Origin of the sequence: Curtobacterium sp. MCLR17_045 (genome assembly GCF_003234405.1) — a bacterium.
Lineage (GTDB): Bacteria > Actinomycetota > Actinomycetes > Actinomycetales > Microbacteriaceae > Curtobacterium > Curtobacterium flaccumfaciens.
The window spans coordinates 388,515-404,039 of the sequence record NZ_QKTB01000001.1 but is presented as its reverse complement, the minus strand read 5'-3'; the positions used below and the strand labels follow the sequence as shown (position 1 = coordinate 404,039).

Genomic DNA, 15,525 nt, shown 5'->3' with positions numbered 1-15,525 from the left:
GCAGGTCGATCCGGGTCGTCACCGGTGCATCGCTGCCGGTACGGTCATCGCATGGGACTTCCGTGGAAGCTGCACGGCGACGGCAAGACCGTCTCCGCGACGACGATCGTGGCACCCGACGAACGGCTCACCTGGCCCCGGACGATCGGCCTCGGGGTGCAGCACGTCGTCGCGATGTTCGGCGCCACGTTCCTGGTGCCCCTGATCACCGGGTTCCCGCCGTCGACGACGCTGCTGTTCAGCGGCATCGGCACGATCCTGTTCCTGCTCATCACGGGCAACCGCCTGCCGAGCTACCTCGGCTCGTCGTTCGCCTTCATCGCCCCGATCGGTGCCGCGACCAAGATAGGCGGCATCCCGCTCGCCCTGTCCGGCATCATCGTCGTCGGTGCGCTGCTCGCGATCGTCGGGCTCGTCGTGCACCTGGCCGGTGCCGGGTGGATCGACCGGCTGATGCCCCCGGTGGTCTCCGGCGCGATCGTCGCCCTGATCGGCTTCAACCTGGCTCCGTCGGCCCGGGACAACTTCACGGAAGCCCCGGTCATCGCGGTCATCACCCTTGCGACGATCATCCTGGTCACCGTCCTGTTCAGGGGCCTGATCGGCCGCCTGTCGATCGTCATCGGTGTGCTCGTCGGGTACGTCGCCGCGCTCATCGGCGGTCAGGTCGACTTCTCCAAGGTCGGTGACAAGGCGTGGATCGGTCTGCCGGACTTCACCGCTCCCGCGTTCGACCCGTCGCAGCTCCCGATCTACCTGGCGTTCGTACCGGTCGTCCTGGCGCTGGTCGCCGAGAACGTCGGCCACGTCAAGGGCGTCGGGCAGCTGACCGGCCGTGACCTCACGCCGCTCACCGGTCGTGCGCTCTTCGCCGACGGCATCTCGACCGTCCTGGCCGGCGTCGGCGGCGGCTCCGCCACCACCACCTACGGCGAGAACATCGGCGTCATGGCCGCCACCCGCGTCTTCTCCACCGCCGCCTACTGGGTCGCCGCGATCGCGGCCGTCCTGCTCGGCCTGTCGCCGAGGATCGGCGCCGTCATCTCCTCGGTGCCCGCGGGCGTGCTCGGCGGCGCCACCACCGCGCTCTACGGCCTGATCGGCATCATCGGCATCCGGATCTGGGTCGAGAACCGCGTCGACTTCTCGAAGCCGAAGAACCAGCTGACCGCCGGCATCGCCCTGATCATCGGCATCGCCGACTTCACGTTCCGCTTCGGCCAGGCGAGCTTCGGCGGCATCATCGTCGGCACGATCGCCGCGATCGTCGTCTACCACGTGATGGACGTCATCGGCCGGGCCCGCGGCACCGACGAGCCCTCGACCGAGGCCGCCGACCCCGCGCACGCCGCCACCGGCGCCGTCCCCGCGGAACCGCGCGCAGACTGACGCGAGTGGTCGGCCGGAACGCGCGTCCGGCCTGACGACGTGGGACCACCGGACTGGAGGCCCGTGGCGGACACGGCCACGGGCCTCCAGTCCGTCACGTGGTGCGTTGCGGACCGGAACGCCCCCCAGTCGGTCGCTCCGGTCCGCACGCGCTCTTCGCCCGGTTCAGCGGGGCGCGCTGGGCGACGGGGTCGCGGTCTGCACGGACTCCTGCTCGTCGATGTACCGCTGATCGAGTGGGACCTCATCGGTGACCCCCGCCGTCCACTGCCCGACCACGGTCGTGCCGTCGGACTCGTACACGTCGCCGCCGTCCGGCTCGCTCCACAGGACCCAGCCCTTGCGGCCGTTGTCCGCCCTCCCCGGGACCAGATCCGGGTGACCCGACGCGTTCGGGACCCCGTAGGTCTGGCCCTTGTCGTTGACCGCCCAGTCCGACGTGACCGCGTTGGCGTACTGCAGCGTCGCCGTCCACCTCGTCCCCGCCGACGCTTCGATGCTGAACGTCGTCGTCCCTCGCTCCGGGAGCCGGCCGTCGACGACGCGCATCGTCCCTTCGTCCCGACAACTCAGGCCGGATGCGCCACCTCCGACGGTGAGGACGCGGACCATGCCGACGTCGTTGCGGCACGTGATGTCGACGATCACGGCACCCGCGGTGTCGGGAGCCTGCCCGATGTCGATCAGTGCGGGGCCGGTGTGCGTCGCAGTGGTCGTGCGCCCGACTGCTGCCGTCGTCGTGGTCCCCGGGAGCCCGGCGACGACCAGGGCGGCGGCGCTCGTCGTCACCGCGATCGCCGCGACGGAGACGATCGAAACGCCGAGGCGTGCTCGTCGTTGCTGGCGCTGCAGGGCGCTCCGTCGTGTCCCGATGGCGGCCAGCTCCGAGCGGACCGCTGCAGCAGCGTCGGGGTTCATGTCGATGCTCATCAGTAGGTGCCTTCCGGTGCGTTGCGGACACTGGGACGGAGGTCGTGCAGGTCGCGTTGCAGGCGCTGCCGCATCCGGTGCAACCGCACGCGTGCCGCCGGCGGTTTGAGACCGACCGCCTGCGCGGCTTGCCAGACGGGCATCTCCTCGACCCCGGTGAGCACCAGCAGCGCGGCGTCCTGCGGCGCGAGTCCCCGGATCGTCGTCCTGAGGCGTTCGCGGGCCTCGAGGTCTTCGGCGTCCGTGGCAGGAGTGTGGGGATCGTCCCGAGGGAGTGCGTCGAGGAGCTTCCGGTACCGCGCCGCTGCGCGTCGATGGTTCTGGGTCAGGTTGACCGTCGTGACCAGCAACCACGGAGCGACGGAACCGGCCACGAGGGTGACGTTCTTGCGCTTGCGCCAGAGCTCGTAGAACGCCGCCGCCGTGATGTCCTCGGCGTCGTGCGAGTTCTCCGTCAGGCTCAACGCCCGTCGGTAGATGCGCGGTCGGTGCCGGTCGAACAGCGCGGCGAACGCAGCCCCGTCATCACGGACCGCTCGCATCCACAGCGGGCCGTCGTCCTGTTCGTCCTTCACACTCTGGAGTGTCCGGTCATGGCTCCAGCGTTACAGACTCCAGCGGATCGGCTCGTCGCGCAACGAGGTCGTCCGTGGCGCAAGCCCGACGACGTGGGACCACCGGACTGGAGGCCCGTGGCGGACACGGCCACGGGCCTCCAGTCCGTCCCGGGGTCACGCCCACCGCGCCTGGTGACCACGACGGGTCGGCATCGCCGACAGAATGGGTCGGTGCACCGACCGACGCGACCCGCTGTGACCGCTGAGCGGCGCGCGGTCGACCGCGACATCGTGCGGCTGGCGGTGCCGGCGCTCGGAGCGCTCGTGGTCGAGCCGCTGTTCCTGCTGACCGACACCGCGCTCGTCGGGCACCTCGGGGCGACGCCGCTGGCGGCCGTCGGCCTCGCGAGTGCCGTGCTGTCGACGGTGACCGGGCTGCTGGTGTTCCTGGCGTACTCGACGACCCCGGCCGTGGCACGGGCGCTCGGTGGTGGCGACCGTCGCGGAGCCGTGCACGCGGGCATCGACGGGATGTGGCTCGCGCTCGTGCTGGGGGTGGTGCTGGCGCTGGTCGGGTGGCCGCTCGCCGGGCCGCTCGTCGACCTGTTCGGTGCCTCGGCCGAAGTGTCGGCCGCCGCGACCGCGTACCTGACCATCTCGCTGATCGGGCTGCCCGGCATCCTGGTCGTGACCGCCTCGACCGGACTGCTGCGTGGGCTGCAGGACACGAAGACCCCGCTCGTCGTCGCGACCATCGGGTTCGTCGCGAACGGGCTGCTCAACGCCGTCCTGATCTACGGCGCCGGCTGGGGCGTCGAGGGATCCGCCGCCGGCACCGTCATCGTGCAGTGGGCGATGGCCGTCGTCTACGTGCGCATCGCGGTGCGGGCCGCTCGGTCGTCGGGGGCGCCGCTGCGACCCGGCGCCTCGGGCGTCGCCCGGGCCCTGCGGTCTGGCGCCTGGCTGTTCCTGCGGACCGCGTCGCTGCGGATCGCGATGCTCGCGACCGTCGGGGCCGCTGCCGGTCTGGGGACCACCGGGCTGGCGACGACGCAGGTCGGACTGACCGTCTTCTCGACGCTGGCGTTCGCGCTCGACGCCCTGGCGATCGCCGGGCAGGCGCTCGTCGGACACGGACTCGGCGGACGTGACCCGGAGCGGGTGCGACTGGTGACGCGACGGCTCGTGCTGCTCGGGATCGCCGGTGGTGTGCTGCTCGGGGTGCTGACCCTGGCGGTGAGCGGCGTGCTCGGGCCGGTGTTCTCGGACTCCCAGGCGGTGCGGGACGCCCTGCCCGTCGTGCTGGTGCTCATCGCCGTCGGGATGCCCGTCGCCGGGTACGTCTTCGTGCTCGACGGGGTGCTGATCGGCGCCGGAGACGCGCGGTACCTGGCCATCGCCGGAGGCCTGAACCTCGTCGTGTACCTGCCGCTGCTGTGGTGGGCCGGCGGGACGCTCGCGGGGTTGTGGGCGGCCTTCGCCCTCGGGTACATCGGGGTCCGGGCGGTGACGCTCGGGGTGCGGGCGCACCGGCGCGGCTGGGTGGAACAGGCGTTGGCGCGGTGAGCGGGGCGTCTCCGGCTGGGCCCGCTTCGTCTGCCGGGCCTGATTCTCCTGCGGCTCCGTCGTCTTCGGTGGCCTCGTCGGCCGTGCTCGCCACGGTCGGCATCGGGGTGCAGGGCGTCGCGAAGCTGCTCGTGACCGTCGTCGTCGGGCGTGTGTTCGGCACCGAGACCCTCGGGCAGACCACCGCGCTGCTGTCGCTCTCGGTGTTCGTCGCCCTGCTCTGGCCGAACGCCGCGGGCAACACCGCGTCACGCTTCCTGGCGATCGCACTGCGGGGTCGGCGGTCGGACGCCGCGGTGAACCGGCTGCTCGGGGTGTCCATGCTGGTGTCGAGCGTGGTGCTCGCGGCGGTCACCGTGCCGATCGCGCTGGCCTGGGGCAACGGCCCCGGGATGGTGCTCGGCGGTGCCGCGGTCGTCGTCGGCTACGGCCTCTACTGCTACGCCCGCGGCGCGCAGCTCGGCTACGACCGGGCGCCGCGGGTCGCACTCTGGGACTCCGTGACGAGCGTCCTGGCGCTCGGGTTGCTCGTGGTGGCGTGCGTCGCACGGCTCGAGCCGTTCGTGCTGCTGCCCCTGGCCATCGGGTACACGGTGTTCGCAATCGCGTGCTGGCCCCGGGGCAACGGCTTCGCGCCGGCTTCGCGCGAACCCGCTGCCGGGGTGCTCGGGTTCGCGGCGTGGAACGTGCTGGCGGTGGTGACCTCGAACGGGTTGCTGCAGTTGACGATGATCTCGGCGCAGGTGACGTCGTCCGCGCACGACGCCGGCGTCTACGCCGCCGCGTTCACCCTGGCGACGCCGGCGTCGATGCTCGGGCAGGCGTTGGGGCAGGTGCTCGTGCCGGCGTTCGCGCACCGGACCGATGGTGGATCGCTGCGCTCCCGCGGCGCCCTGCTGCTCGTCGTCGGCTTCGCTGCCGCGTCCGCCGTCGTCTTCGGTGTGATCGCCCTGCTCGCCGGGTGGTTCCTGCCGATCGTCTACCCCGCCGAGGGCGCCACTGCCGTCGCGGACCTGCGGTACCTCATGGTCGCGGTGTGGGTGTTCACCGTCGGGCTCGTGCCGGCGGCGTTGCTGCTCGCCGCTGGGCGCTCGCGCCAGGTCGCCCTTGCCTCGGTCGCCGGGTTCGTCGTCGGGGCTGGGCTCATGGCGGTGCTCGGACCCGTCGCCGGTGTCGCGGGTGGCACCACGGGGTTCTTGGTCGGGAGTGCGGTTAACCTGGTCGCGGTGGTGGGGCTCGGGGTGCGCACCAGCGCCGTGCCTCAACAATCCGTAGGGAATGTCGCATGAAGCTCGCACGGAACCACTCGCGGACCCCGCCGCTCACGAGCATCGGGATCGTCGCCGCGGTCGCGTTGGCCGGCTGCTCCGGACACAACGTCCCGACCGATGTCGGAGGCGAACCCTCCGACGCCTCGGAGACCGCCGCGAGACAAGCAGCGGTCGAGGGTCTCGAGGAGCACGACGAACACCGCTTCGTGTCGGCGGTGGGACAGGATCAGCGTTCCGGCGCGGTCACGGCGTGGAAGGTCTGCGAGCCGCTCCTGACACCGGGTGCGAAGGTCACCTCGAACGATGCGGTGGTGACGACCATCGTCGGCGTCTTCGTGCACCCTGCCGACAAGCGGGCGAAGGACTGCTGGGTCACGCTGTCGTGGACAGAAGGTCAGGGGTGGAGCATGACGGCTGAACTGTCCGCCGCCGACGACTAGGCCGCACACGCTTCGTGCGCGGGAGCCCGTGGCCGTGGTGCGGCGAGCTCGAGCACTTCACCGTCGACGAACTCCAGCTGTGGATCCCCGTGCACGGCTCGATCCGGGAACGTGACGGCGTGCTCGGGGTGGCTCCGTAGCGGCGCAAGCAGCCAGGCGCAGTGCTTTCGTTAGCCGGGGCTCGGAGCTGGCGGCGGCCCCGTCGTGTCCCCCACCCGCAACTCCGAGGTGAACGACGCCGGCTGCGGCTCCGCCCCCTCGAGCATGGCCAGGGCGGCACGGGCTGCGGCTTGGCCCTTCTGCACGAAGGGCTGCACCAGGGTGGTCAGGTGCCGGATCGGGGTGCGGTGGAGCAGGCTGTCGTCCACCGTGATGCCGTCGAAGCCGACGACGCTGACGTCCTCGGGGACACGGAGTCCGGCGTCGAGCGCGGCCGAGATCACCCCGACGGCGATCAGGTCGCTCTGCGCGATGACGGCGGTGGGGCGGGGGCCGTCCGGCGCGAAGAGCTCCGTACCGGCGAGACGTCCCTCTTCCACCGAGCTGCCGGCGGTCTCGATCGCGACGGCCTCCGGGTAGACCTCCCGCACACCACGCAAGCGTTCGAGTGTGGTGAAGGCGATGCCCTCGTCTTGCCGGGCTGCGTCGATCGGGCCACGGCGGCGTGCGGCATCGAGGGGCAGGGTCACGACGGTGACGTCCTGGTGGCCGAGGTCCTGCAGGTACTCCGCGGCACGGCGTGAGGCATCCCGGTTGTCGAGCTGGACGGGGACTGCGCCCTCGATCTCGTCCGCCTCGATCGCGACGACGGGGATCTGCCGACGACGCAGCACGGCGACGGCGGGGTCGATCCGGACGTTGCACCCGACGAGCACGACGGCGTCCATCGGGGCATCCACCAGCGGACCGGCACCCTGCTCGTCGTCGAGCGGACTCCGGACGAGCAACAGCGAAGCACCGGCGGCACCGGCGACCTCGGCGATGCCGTCGAGCGTCAGGACGTTGACCGGGTCACGGAAGGCATCGCTCAGACGCTCGTCCATCACGACGCCGATGACGCCGGAACGACCGCGGCGCAGGGAACGCGCACGGGGATCCGGGCCGCCGTAACCGAGGTCGGCGGCAGCGGCGAGCACACGGGCCTTGGCGTCCTCGGACACCGGGCCGAGACCGCTGAACGCGAGCGAGGCCGTCGACGGCGCGACCCCGGCAGCACGGGCGACCGCGGCCAGCGTCGGGCGCGACGAACGGGTGACGCCGCCGCGGGAAGGCGACGCGCCGGGTCCTGTTGCCGGTTCGTCCATCGCCCGTTAGCGTAGCCGGAACGAGCAGTCGAATCGATTCGACCGCCGCAAGACCAGCACCGACACGCACCAGAACGCGCAGCACCGAGCGCGCCGCAGCACGATGGGAACCACCATGACGACGCCGTCCACCCGCACCGTCCCGACCACCAAGGCCTGGATCATCGCGGTGTTCGTGGTGTTCACCCTGTCCGGGCTCGACATCGCGACGTGGCTGGGCCGGATCCCGAGCGTCCGCGACTCCCTCGGGGCGAGCACGTTCGAGATGGGCCTGCTCGTGCTCGGCATGGCCGTCGGCTCGATCGGCGGTCTGACCTTCGCCGGCCACATCGTCGCGAAGCTCGGTGCCCGTCGGGGCGTGCAGGTGGCTGCGGCGTGCCTGGCGGTCGGCATGATCTTCGCCGGCGTCGCGGTCACGCTCGGGTGGGGCTTCGCCGCCATCTGGATCGCACTCATCGCGTTCGGCTTCGGCAACGGCCTGTGCGACGTGTCGATGAACGTCTCCGGCGCCGCTGCCGAGAAGGCCGGCGGACGCACGATCATGCCGCTGTTCCACGCCGCGTTCAGCCTCGGCACGCTCGCCGGCGCAGGCCTCGGCGCCCTGGCCGAGAAGCTCGAGATCCCGGTGTCGTGGCACTTCATCGTGCTCGTCGTCATCACGAGCGCCGCCATGCTCGTCGCCGTCGCGAAGTTCCAGGACGAGCACCTCGTCGAGCAGCCGGTGTCGACCGACACCAGCCCGGTCGCGACCCCGCTCACCCGCTGGCAGGTCTGGGCACAGCCGTCCACGCTGCTCATCGGCGTGATCGTGCTCGGCATGGCGCTGGCCGAGGGGTCCGCGAACGACTGGCTGCCCCTCGCGATGATCGACGGCCACGGGCTCGACAACGCCGGCGGTGCTGCCGTGCTGACGGTGTTCCTCGCCGCGATGACCGCCGGCCGCGTCGCCGGCAGCCCGCTGATCGACAAGTTCGGCCGCGTGCCGATCCTGCGCATCAGCGCCGCCGTCGCGGTGGTCGGCCTGGGCATGCTCATCTTCATCGACAACGTGCCGCTCGCGATCGTCGGCGTCGTGCTCTGGGGCCTCGGTGCCAGCCTCGGCTTCCCGATGGGCATGTCCGCCGCGGCCGACGACCCCCGCACCGCGGCCGCCAAGGTCAGCGCCGTCGCGACGATCGGCTACGTGGCGTTCCTGGCCGGGCCGCCCCTGATCGGGTTCCTCGGTGAGGAGATCGGCCTGCTCGGGGCGCTGCTGATCGTCTTCGTGTTCATCATCGCGGCCGGCCTGGCCTCGGGTGCGGCACGCGAGACCGGCGCCGCCGCCCGGCCCGCCCGCGGGACCGCCAAGACGAGCGGGACGACGAAGCGCGAGACCGAGAAGGCCAGCCAGACCGACAAGACGAGCGAGACCAGCCGCAGCTGACGCACCCCACCCTCAGCCGCCGTCGCCGGCCCGCGCCCGCGTCGCCAGGTGCAGGGCGAGCCGGGTCTCCGGGTCGGACAGGTCCACCCCGAGCAGCCGCTCCACCCGCGCGATGCGGTCGGAGACGGTGTTCCGGTGCACGCCGAGCACCGCGGCGGTCTCGGCGATCGACGACTCCGCGTCCAGGTAGGCGGCGAGCGTCGTCAGGAGTGCCCCGCCACCGCGTTCGAGCGGTGCGAGCAACTGCCGCGAGGCCGGCAGGAACGTGTCCGTCTGCGTCCACGCGAGCAGCAGCTGCGCGAGCCCGAGCCGGTCGACGTGCACGAAGTGCCCGGACTCCGGACGGCTCGCGGCCAGACGGGCGGCGTCGCCGGCCTCGCCGAGCGTCCGGACCAGCCCGGCAGGGCCCGCCTGCAGACTGCCGACGCCCACGTTGGTCTCCACGGTGGTGCGGAGCGTGTTCTGCGCGCGCCGCAGCCGACCGGCGATGTCGGCCACTGCCTCCCGGCCGGGTTCGTCGGGTTCCGACAGCCACAAGACCCAGCCGTCCGCCTGTTCGACGACGACCGTGTCGAGTCCTTCGGCGCGCACCGCGGCGTCGACCTGCTGGCGGAGCGCGACCAGGTCGACGCCCTGCCGCGCGACCACGCGCGCACCGACGTGCCAGGCGTCCAGCCGCCACCCGGCGGCGATGGTCCGCTGCACGAGCTGGGGGGCGGGTGCCCCGTCGGCCGCGCGGAGTTCGTCGAGCATCGCCATCCGGTAGCGGGCGTCGCGCTCGTCGTCGAGCCGGGTGAGCAGCAGCCGGTGCCCGACGGCCACGGCGGCGACCTGCAGGGCACTCGCGACCACCTGCTGTTCGGCGGCGATCGGGACGGGCAGGCCGACGGCCAGCCAGGCGCGCGGTCCGATGCCGGTGCCGACCGGGATCGCCACGAGCGTCTCGTCGACGCCCTCGGCGGTCAGCACGTCGCTCGTGCCGGCGCGGCGGACGAGCACGGCGCGGGCCGCGTCGTCGACGGCGGCTCCGCGGAGTGCCAGGCCCGAGGCATCGAGGAACCGCACCGGGTGGCCGAGCGAGCGATCGAGCCGGGCGAACAGGTCGTCGAGTTCGGGGCCGGCGTCGAGCGCGACGCGGGAGGCGTCGAGGGCGGCCCGGGCCGCCGGCCCCATCCCGGTGCCGATGAGTTCGTGCAGGCGGACCGAGGTCGCCCACGGGTCCGGGGTGGCGAGCACGGCGACGCCGAGCCGGTCGGCGAGCGTCGTGGTGCCGGGGCCGAGTTCCAGTGCCCCGTCGACGACGAGCAGGGTGGTGCCGGCCGCGGACGCCCGGCGCAGCAGCACGTCGAAGCGCGCGTCCGCGCGGTCGACGGGGGTGAGCAGCACGACGACGTCGTCGCCCTGCGACAGGGACCGGCCGACCTGGTCGGGGGTCCCCACCACCCCGCGGACGCTCCGGACCGCGGTGCTGCCGGGACCGACGAGCAGGCGGGTGCCGGGCGGCAGGAGCGGGAGCAGGTCGCCGACCGCGTTCACCCGAGCACCTGGCCCACGGCCTCGGGGACGACGTCCGCGTCGATCCCGAACGCCCGCGGTCCCATGCGTGCGGTGCGGTCGGGGTCCGCCCACCACCACGGCGCCGACGGCAGCACGAGCACCGCGAGCTCGTTGCCGACCCGTGTGCGGTCGGTCGCCACCGGCGCGAGCGAGCGCGCGTCGACGACCGTGATGACGCTCGGGGTGCTGGCGACCGGCAGGCCGTCGACCAGGCAGTGCACGTACTCGCTGCCCGCCTCGACCCGGGCGACCGCACCGGTGCCGGCGTCGCGGATGGCCAGGCTGCTGCGGACGAACGCGAGCGCGTCCCCCTCGCGTTGGACGTCGATGACCCGGCCCTGGGCTACGACGCGGCCGCCGATGAGTGCGGCGAGTTCCGCCGCGTCGCGTGCGCCGCCCGCTGCGCGTCCGATCCGGAGGGCGCGCTGCACGCTGCCGACGACGGCCCGCTCGCGCAGCAGCGCCACCGGGACCGGGCCGATCGCGAAGGCCGCCCAGCCGCCGCTGTGCGAGACGGCCTCGCGCCAGACGGTCTCGACGTCGTGGGGGTGCCGGGCGTCGACGACGATCCGCAGCCCGCTCGTGGTCGCGGCCGCCGCCGTGACCGTCGTGGTCGGGCCGACGAAGACCGACAGCTGGTCGATGCGCGGGACCGCGCGGCCGACCAGGTCCGCGTCGACGAGCGGCAGTCCGGCGGCGTGGGCGGTGAGGGCCGCAGCCGGTCCGGTCACGCCGCCGATCTGCGCGGCGACGACGGCGTCGGCGCGGACGCCCGTCCAGCGTTCGACCGCCGCGAGCGCGGCCGGCAGCTCCTCGCCGCTCGGCATCTTCTCCTCGAGCACGGTCGTCGACCCGATCAGCCCGACGGCCACCACCGAGCCGAGCGCGGGGTCGTCGAGGTCGACGACCGGCACGCTGCGGTCGCCGAGCGCGAATCGCAGCGCGCTGACCATGTGGTCGACGCGGCCGCCACCGCCGCAGCCGAGCAGGGCGGTGCCGCGTCCGAAGACGGTCGCGTCGTCGGCCTGGAGGCCCGCCACACCGCCGCCCCGCCGCTCACCCTGGTCCATGGGTCCATTCTGCTGCCGTGGCCGGGGCCCGGGGTCGGGTGCGTGGGCCGGGCGCCGGGGCCGGCGCGCGGCCGTTCGTCAGCCGACCGCCGGGGCGGCCGGTCGGACGTGCTCGTGCAGGTCCTCGACCGGGACGAACGGCTCGTCGAGCCCGAAGCACGACGGCCCGAACACGGCGAGCGCCTCCGGGGTCCGCATCAGGTCGGGAGTCGAGATGCCGATCACCCGGACGCGCTGCCCGAACCGCAGGCGCTCGGTGGTGATCGGCTCGGCGGTCTCGGCGTCGAGGACGCAGATCAGGTCGGGCACGACGGCGACGAGCTGCCCGTCACGCCGGGCGACGAGGTTCTCGTTCTGGAACCGGAGTTCGAGCTCGGAACCGTCGGTGCCCTGCACGGTGGCACGACCGCGGGCGAACCCGTCGACCGTGCGGCGCTCGACGTCGACGACCTTGCCGTCGAACAGCTCGCGCAGGTGCGTGTAGATCGTCGTGCCGAGGGCCTCGGCGAGCGCGTCGATGGGGTCACGGTGGGCTTCGCGGGCGACCCGGATGGCCCGACCGACGGCGAGTGCCAGGGAGAGCGTGCGCGGGACGGCGGTCTCCCGCACCTGGCGGCCGGACATGGCGTACTCGGCGATGTAGGCGACGCCGCCGAGCCGGATGGTGACCCCGCGGGCGAGCCACTCCATCTTCTTGTTGTCCGTGCCGGTCTCGATGATGACGCCGTGGCCGTTCTCGTCGCTGATCGCCAGTGGACTGCCGGGGACCCCGTAGACCGAGAACGTCTCCATCTGCAGCTCGGGGAACGCGCGGCCCATGCCGTCCGCGTCGACGACGGGCAGGCCGCCGGTGGCGCCGACGAGCAGCGGGATCATCGAGTTGATGCCGCCGCACTCGATGGGCATCGTCGCGGTCGCCGTCCGGCCCAGGTGGGCTTCGAGCCGACGGAGGGCGCCGAGGGGTTCCGGTCCGGCGGGGATGCGTTCGAGCACCACGGTCGGTGCGCCCATCTGCGCGGTGGGGATGACGAGGGCGTCGTCGGGCACCTCGGACGGGTCGAGGATCGTGACGGGGCCGTGCTGTTCGATCGCGGCACGGACCAGGAGCATCCCGATGGTGGGGTCGCCCCCGCCGCCGGTGCCGAGCAGTGCGGCGCCGCGGGCCAGGTCGGGCAGGTCGTCGACGTCGAGGATCCAGCTCATCGGTGCGCTCCCGTGTTCGTCTCGCCCGCGCTCGTGGTGCCGTCGTGGCGGACAGCGGGGGTGTCGTAGCCGAAGTACCGAGGGCCGGCCAGGCGCAAGCCGTCCGGGGAGTGCCAGCGCTCGTCGGCCGGTGCCGTGACGATCCGGATGCGGGCGCCGAAGCGCAGGGCCTCGGTGGTGATCGGCTCGCCGGTCTCGGCGTCCAACGTGATGATGAGGTCGGGAGCCGTGGTGCGGACCTGGCCGGCCACCTCGACCAGCAGGTGCTCGTTCTGGAACCGGAGCACGGCCTCCAGGCCGGTGTCGCTGCCGGAACCGGCGATGCGGGCCGTGCCACGGGCGAACCCGGTGACGGTCTTGCGCTCGATGTCAGCGACCTTGCCCTCGAACACGACCGTGCCGCCGAGCACCTCGGTGACCGCCGTGACGGGGTCCGCGTTCTCGCTGCGTGCGCGGACCAGCGTCTCGCCGAGCCGGACGCTCAGCGACAGGCTGCCGCGGACGAACGACTCCTTCACCTGCGCGCCGGACATGGCGTACTGCGCCGTGATCGCGGAGCAGCCCATCTCGACCGTCGCCGTGCGGGCGAGCCGCTCTGCCCACCGGTTGTCGACCGTGTCGAAGACGACGGTGTTGCCCTTCTCGTCGGCCAGGGCCATCGGTGTCGCGCTGACCCCGGACAGGGTCGGCAGCACCATCTGCACCTCGGGGAAGGCGCGGCCCATGCCGTCGCCGTCGACCAGGGGCAGGCCGAGTTCGGCCGCGGCGACGATCGGGGTCGTCGAGTTCACGCCACCGACCTCGATGCAGGCCAGGTGGGTGGGGGTCACGTTGAGGAACGCCGAGAGGCTGCGGATGGCCTCGGCGAACTGGCCGGCGGACGGCAGCTTCTCGACCATCACCGTGGGGGCGCCGATCATCGCGACCGAGAGCACCACGGCGTCGTCGGGCAGGTCCTCGACCTGGACGATCTCAACCGGGCCGTGGGCGCGGACGGCGGCCTCGGCGAGCAGGCGTCCGATGTAGGGGTCACCGCCGCCGCCGGTGCCGAGGATCGCGGCGCCGCGGGCGAGGGCGGAGCAGTCGGCGCCGATCTCGGCGAGCCGGGGGACGGCGGTGATGGTCTCGAGGGCGCTCATCGGACCAACGCCCCGAGTGCCAGGTCGCCGACGGCCTTGGCGCGGATCCGCGTCGCGTTGCCCGGCAGGTACGGGATCGGGACCTCGTCGAAGTCGACGATGTCCACCGAGCCGGGGTCGGCGCCGGCCGCGATCGCACGGTCGACCGCCTCTTGCCGGGCCTCGTCGACCACGGCGGACCGGCGGCCGTCGCTGATCGCGTAGACCTTGTCGACCTCGCCGCTGACCTGCGCGATGGCCGCACCGATGGCGTTCGCGACCGAGTAGTGCTCCGGGCGGTGCACGGTGCCGAGTCCGGGCAGGGTGTCCGGCAGCAGCACCGAGCCGCCACCGACCGCCACGACGGGCAGCGGGTCGGACGAGGTGCGCATCCGCTCCACGATGTCGGCGACGCGCTCCGCGATGACGTCGAGCGCACGGGCGGCGATGTCGGCCGGCACCCCGGCGACGAGCGACGGGTCCCCGATCGCACCACGGCCACCGCGGACGGCCACGTCGGTGGCGGTCAGGGTGGTGCCGCCGAAGACCAGGCCCTCCTCGGTCAGGCGGTACCCGACGGAGTCCGGCCCGACGACGCTGCCGTCCTCGCGGATGCGGGAGCCGCCGCCGATGCCGACGGACAGGACGTCGGGCATCCGGAAGTTCGTGCGGATGCCGGCGACGGCGACCTCGCCGGTGGCCTCCCGTGGGAAGCCCGCGGTCAGGACGCCGACGTCGCTCGTCGTGCCGCCGACGTCGACGACCGCGCAGGTGTCGAAGCCGGACAGCACCGCTGCGCCACGCATCGAGTTCGTCGGGCCCGAGGCGAACGTCGCGACCGGGTAGCGCCGGGCGTACTCGACGTCCATCAGGGTGCCGTCGTTCTGGCTCAGGAACAGCGGCGCGTCGATGCCGCTGCCCGTGACCGACCCGGACAGCCCGTCGACGATGCGGTCGGCGAGCTCGCGGAGCGCCGCGTTGATGATCGTCGCGTTCTCGCGCTCGAGCAGGCCGATGCGACCGATCTCGGACGACAGCGAGAACGCCACGTCCGGCCCGAGCTCGGCGGCCATGATCTCCTGCGCGCGCTGCTCGAACTCGTCGTTGATCGGGGAGAACACCGACGAGATCGCGACGGAGCGGATGCCCGCGGCGGCGATGGCACCGGCGTGCCGCTTGAGCTCCTCGGGATCGAGCTCCGAGATGACGCGGCCGTCGAACTCGTGGCCGCCGTGGGCCAGGAACGGCTGCGCGTGCACGGCCGACACCAGGTGAGCGGGCCAGTCCGTGAACGGAGGCAGCGACGCCGTCGCCGGCAGGCCCAGGCGGACCGCGGCGGTCGGGGCGAGGCCGCGTGCCTCGACCAGGGCGTTGATGAAGTGGGTGGTGCCGATCATCACGCCGTCGATGTCCGTGGGGCCGAAGGCGTGCTGTTCGCGCAGGCCGTCGAGCGCGGCGACGATGCCCGAGGTGACGTCCGGGGTGGTGGACCGCTTGACCGCCGCACGGACGGTGCTGCCGTCCATCAGAACGGCGTCCGTGTTGGTGCCGCCGACGTCGATGCCGATGCGCATGGGGGTTCCCTTCGGTGGTGCGGGTGCGGGTGCGGGGTGTTCGCGGGGTCTTCGCGGGGGGTGCTGGTTCGTGGAGTGGGGACCGGCCGCGCCGTCGCGCGGATCAGGGGTGCGGCGACGCGA

14 protein-coding genes are annotated in these 15,525 nt (G+C 72.9%); 6 read left to right on the top strand and 8 right to left on the bottom strand.

Features of this window, described 5'->3' with window-relative positions:
• Positions 1–51: 51 nt before the first annotated feature.
• The gene (locus DEJ05_RS02010) at positions 52–1,389 is read left to right on the top strand and encodes a uracil-xanthine permease family protein (RefSeq protein WP_111109593.1); all 1,338 of its coding nucleotides are present in this window, start codon (positions 52–54) and stop codon (positions 1,387–1,389) included.
• Between the two features lie 165 nt (positions 1,390–1,554).
• Here DEJ05_RS02010 and DEJ05_RS02005 read toward each other — a convergent pair whose 3' ends face one another.
• Positions 1,555–2,319 (bottom strand): hypothetical protein, encoded by a 765-nt coding sequence (locus tag DEJ05_RS02005; RefSeq protein ID WP_111109592.1) that lies wholly within the window; start codon positions 2,317–2,319, stop codon positions 1,555–1,557.
• Positions 2,319–2,894 carry an RNA polymerase sigma factor gene (locus DEJ05_RS02000; RefSeq protein WP_111109591.1) on the bottom strand — a complete coding sequence of 192 codons (576 nt, stop codon included), beginning with the start codon at positions 2,892–2,894 and terminating at the stop codon, positions 2,319–2,321. The genes DEJ05_RS02005 and DEJ05_RS02000 overlap by 1 nt, the downstream gene beginning before the upstream one ends.
• Positions 2,895–3,131: 237 nt before the next feature.
• Between DEJ05_RS02000 and DEJ05_RS01995 the strand changes: the two genes are divergently transcribed.
• The 4 genes from DEJ05_RS01995 (at position 3,132) to DEJ05_RS18275 (ending at position 6,293) form a co-directional block, all read left to right on the top strand.
• Entirely contained in the window at positions 3,132–4,442 is a 1,311-nt protein-coding gene (locus tag DEJ05_RS01995) for an MATE family efflux transporter (RefSeq protein WP_111109590.1), read from the top strand.
• An 83-nt stretch (positions 4,443–4,525) separates the two neighbouring features.
• The gene (locus tag DEJ05_RS01990) at positions 4,526–5,731 is read left to right on the top strand and encodes a lipopolysaccharide biosynthesis protein (protein WP_146244992.1); all 1,206 of its coding nucleotides are present in this window, start codon (positions 4,526–4,528) and stop codon (positions 5,729–5,731) included.
• Positions 5,728–6,153 (top strand): hypothetical protein, encoded by a 426-nt coding sequence (locus DEJ05_RS01985; protein ID WP_111109588.1) that lies wholly within the window; start codon positions 5,728–5,730, stop codon positions 6,151–6,153. Before DEJ05_RS01990 ends, DEJ05_RS01985 begins: the two co-directional genes overlap by 4 nt.
• Before the next feature lie 14 nt (positions 6,154–6,167).
• Complete coding sequence (locus DEJ05_RS18275; RefSeq protein ID WP_258376067.1) at positions 6,168–6,293, top strand: hypothetical protein; 126 nt, start codon at positions 6,168–6,170, stop codon at positions 6,291–6,293.
• A 30-nt stretch (positions 6,294–6,323) separates the two neighbouring features.
• Here the strand turns inward: DEJ05_RS18275 and DEJ05_RS01980 are convergent, their stop codons facing one another.
• Complete coding sequence (locus DEJ05_RS01980) at positions 6,324–7,457, bottom strand: substrate-binding domain-containing protein (RefSeq protein ID WP_111109587.1); 1,134 nt, start codon at positions 7,455–7,457, stop codon at positions 6,324–6,326.
• A 115-nt stretch (positions 7,458–7,572) separates the two neighbouring features.
• Between DEJ05_RS01980 and DEJ05_RS01975 the strand changes: the two genes are divergently transcribed.
• On the top strand, positions 7,573–8,880 hold the full coding sequence (locus tag DEJ05_RS01975) for an MFS transporter (RefSeq protein ID WP_111040046.1): 1,308 nt from the start codon (positions 7,573–7,575) through the stop codon (positions 8,878–8,880).
• Positions 8,881–8,892: 12 nt separating this feature from the next.
• Here DEJ05_RS01975 and DEJ05_RS01970 read toward each other — a convergent pair whose 3' ends face one another.
• The 5 genes from DEJ05_RS01970 to DEJ05_RS01950 form a co-directional block, all read right to left on the bottom strand.
• The gene (locus DEJ05_RS01970) at positions 8,893–10,416 is read right to left on the bottom strand and encodes a helix-turn-helix domain-containing protein (RefSeq protein ID WP_111109586.1); all 1,524 of its coding nucleotides are present in this window, start codon (positions 10,414–10,416) and stop codon (positions 8,893–8,895) included.
• On the bottom strand, positions 10,413–11,507 hold the full coding sequence (locus DEJ05_RS01965) for a DUF917 domain-containing protein (protein ID WP_111109585.1): 1,095 nt from the start codon (positions 11,505–11,507) through the stop codon (positions 10,413–10,415). Before DEJ05_RS01965 ends, DEJ05_RS01970 begins: the two co-directional genes overlap by 4 nt.
• Before the next feature lie 78 nt (positions 11,508–11,585).
• Positions 11,586–12,710 carry a DUF917 domain-containing protein gene (locus DEJ05_RS01960; RefSeq protein WP_017887750.1) on the bottom strand — a complete coding sequence of 375 codons (1,125 nt, stop codon included), beginning with the start codon at positions 12,708–12,710 and terminating at the stop codon, positions 11,586–11,588.
• Positions 12,707–13,849: a DUF917 domain-containing protein gene (locus DEJ05_RS01955; RefSeq protein WP_220036992.1), complete on the bottom strand. Its 1,143-nt coding sequence runs from the start codon at positions 13,847–13,849 to the stop codon at positions 12,707–12,709. Before DEJ05_RS01955 ends, DEJ05_RS01960 begins: the two co-directional genes overlap by 4 nt.
• Positions 13,846–15,402 carry a hydantoinase/oxoprolinase N-terminal domain-containing protein gene (locus DEJ05_RS01950; protein ID WP_111109584.1) on the bottom strand — a complete coding sequence of 519 codons (1,557 nt, stop codon included), beginning with the start codon at positions 15,400–15,402 and terminating at the stop codon, positions 13,846–13,848. Before DEJ05_RS01950 ends, DEJ05_RS01955 begins: the two co-directional genes overlap by 4 nt.
• Positions 15,403–15,525: the final 123 nt, after the last annotated feature.

Bases quoted from the DNA above. Each gene is read 5' to 3' on its own strand.
- DEJ05_RS02010 (WP_111109593.1), top strand. From the start codon at position 52: ATGGGACTTCCGTGGAAGCTGCACGGCGACGGCAAGACCGTCTCCGCG.
- DEJ05_RS02005 (WP_111109592.1), bottom strand. From the start codon at position 2,319: ATGAGCATCGACATGAACCCCGACGCTGCTGCAGCGGTCCGCTCGGAG.
- DEJ05_RS01985 (WP_111109588.1), top strand. From the start codon at position 5,728: ATGAAGCTCGCACGGAACCACTCGCGGACCCCGCCGCTCACGAGCATC.
- DEJ05_RS01980 (WP_111109587.1), bottom strand. From the start codon at position 7,457: ATGGACGAACCGGCAACAGGACCCGGCGCGTCGCCTTCCCGCGGCGGC.
- DEJ05_RS01975 (WP_111040046.1), top strand. From the start codon at position 7,573: ATGACGACGCCGTCCACCCGCACCGTCCCGACCACCAAGGCCTGGATC.
- DEJ05_RS01965 (WP_111109585.1), bottom strand. From the start codon at position 11,507: ATGGACCAGGGTGAGCGGCGGGGCGGCGGTGTGGCGGGCCTCCAGGCC.
- DEJ05_RS01960 (WP_017887750.1), bottom strand. From the start codon at position 12,710: ATGAGCTGGATCCTCGACGTCGACGACCTGCCCGACCTGGCCCGCGGC.
- DEJ05_RS01955 (WP_220036992.1), bottom strand. From the start codon at position 13,849: ATGAGCGCCCTCGAGACCATCACCGCCGTCCCCCGGCTCGCCGAGATC.
- DEJ05_RS01950 (WP_111109584.1), bottom strand. From the start codon at position 15,402: ATGCGCATCGGCATCGACGTCGGCGGCACCAACACGGACGCCGTTCTG.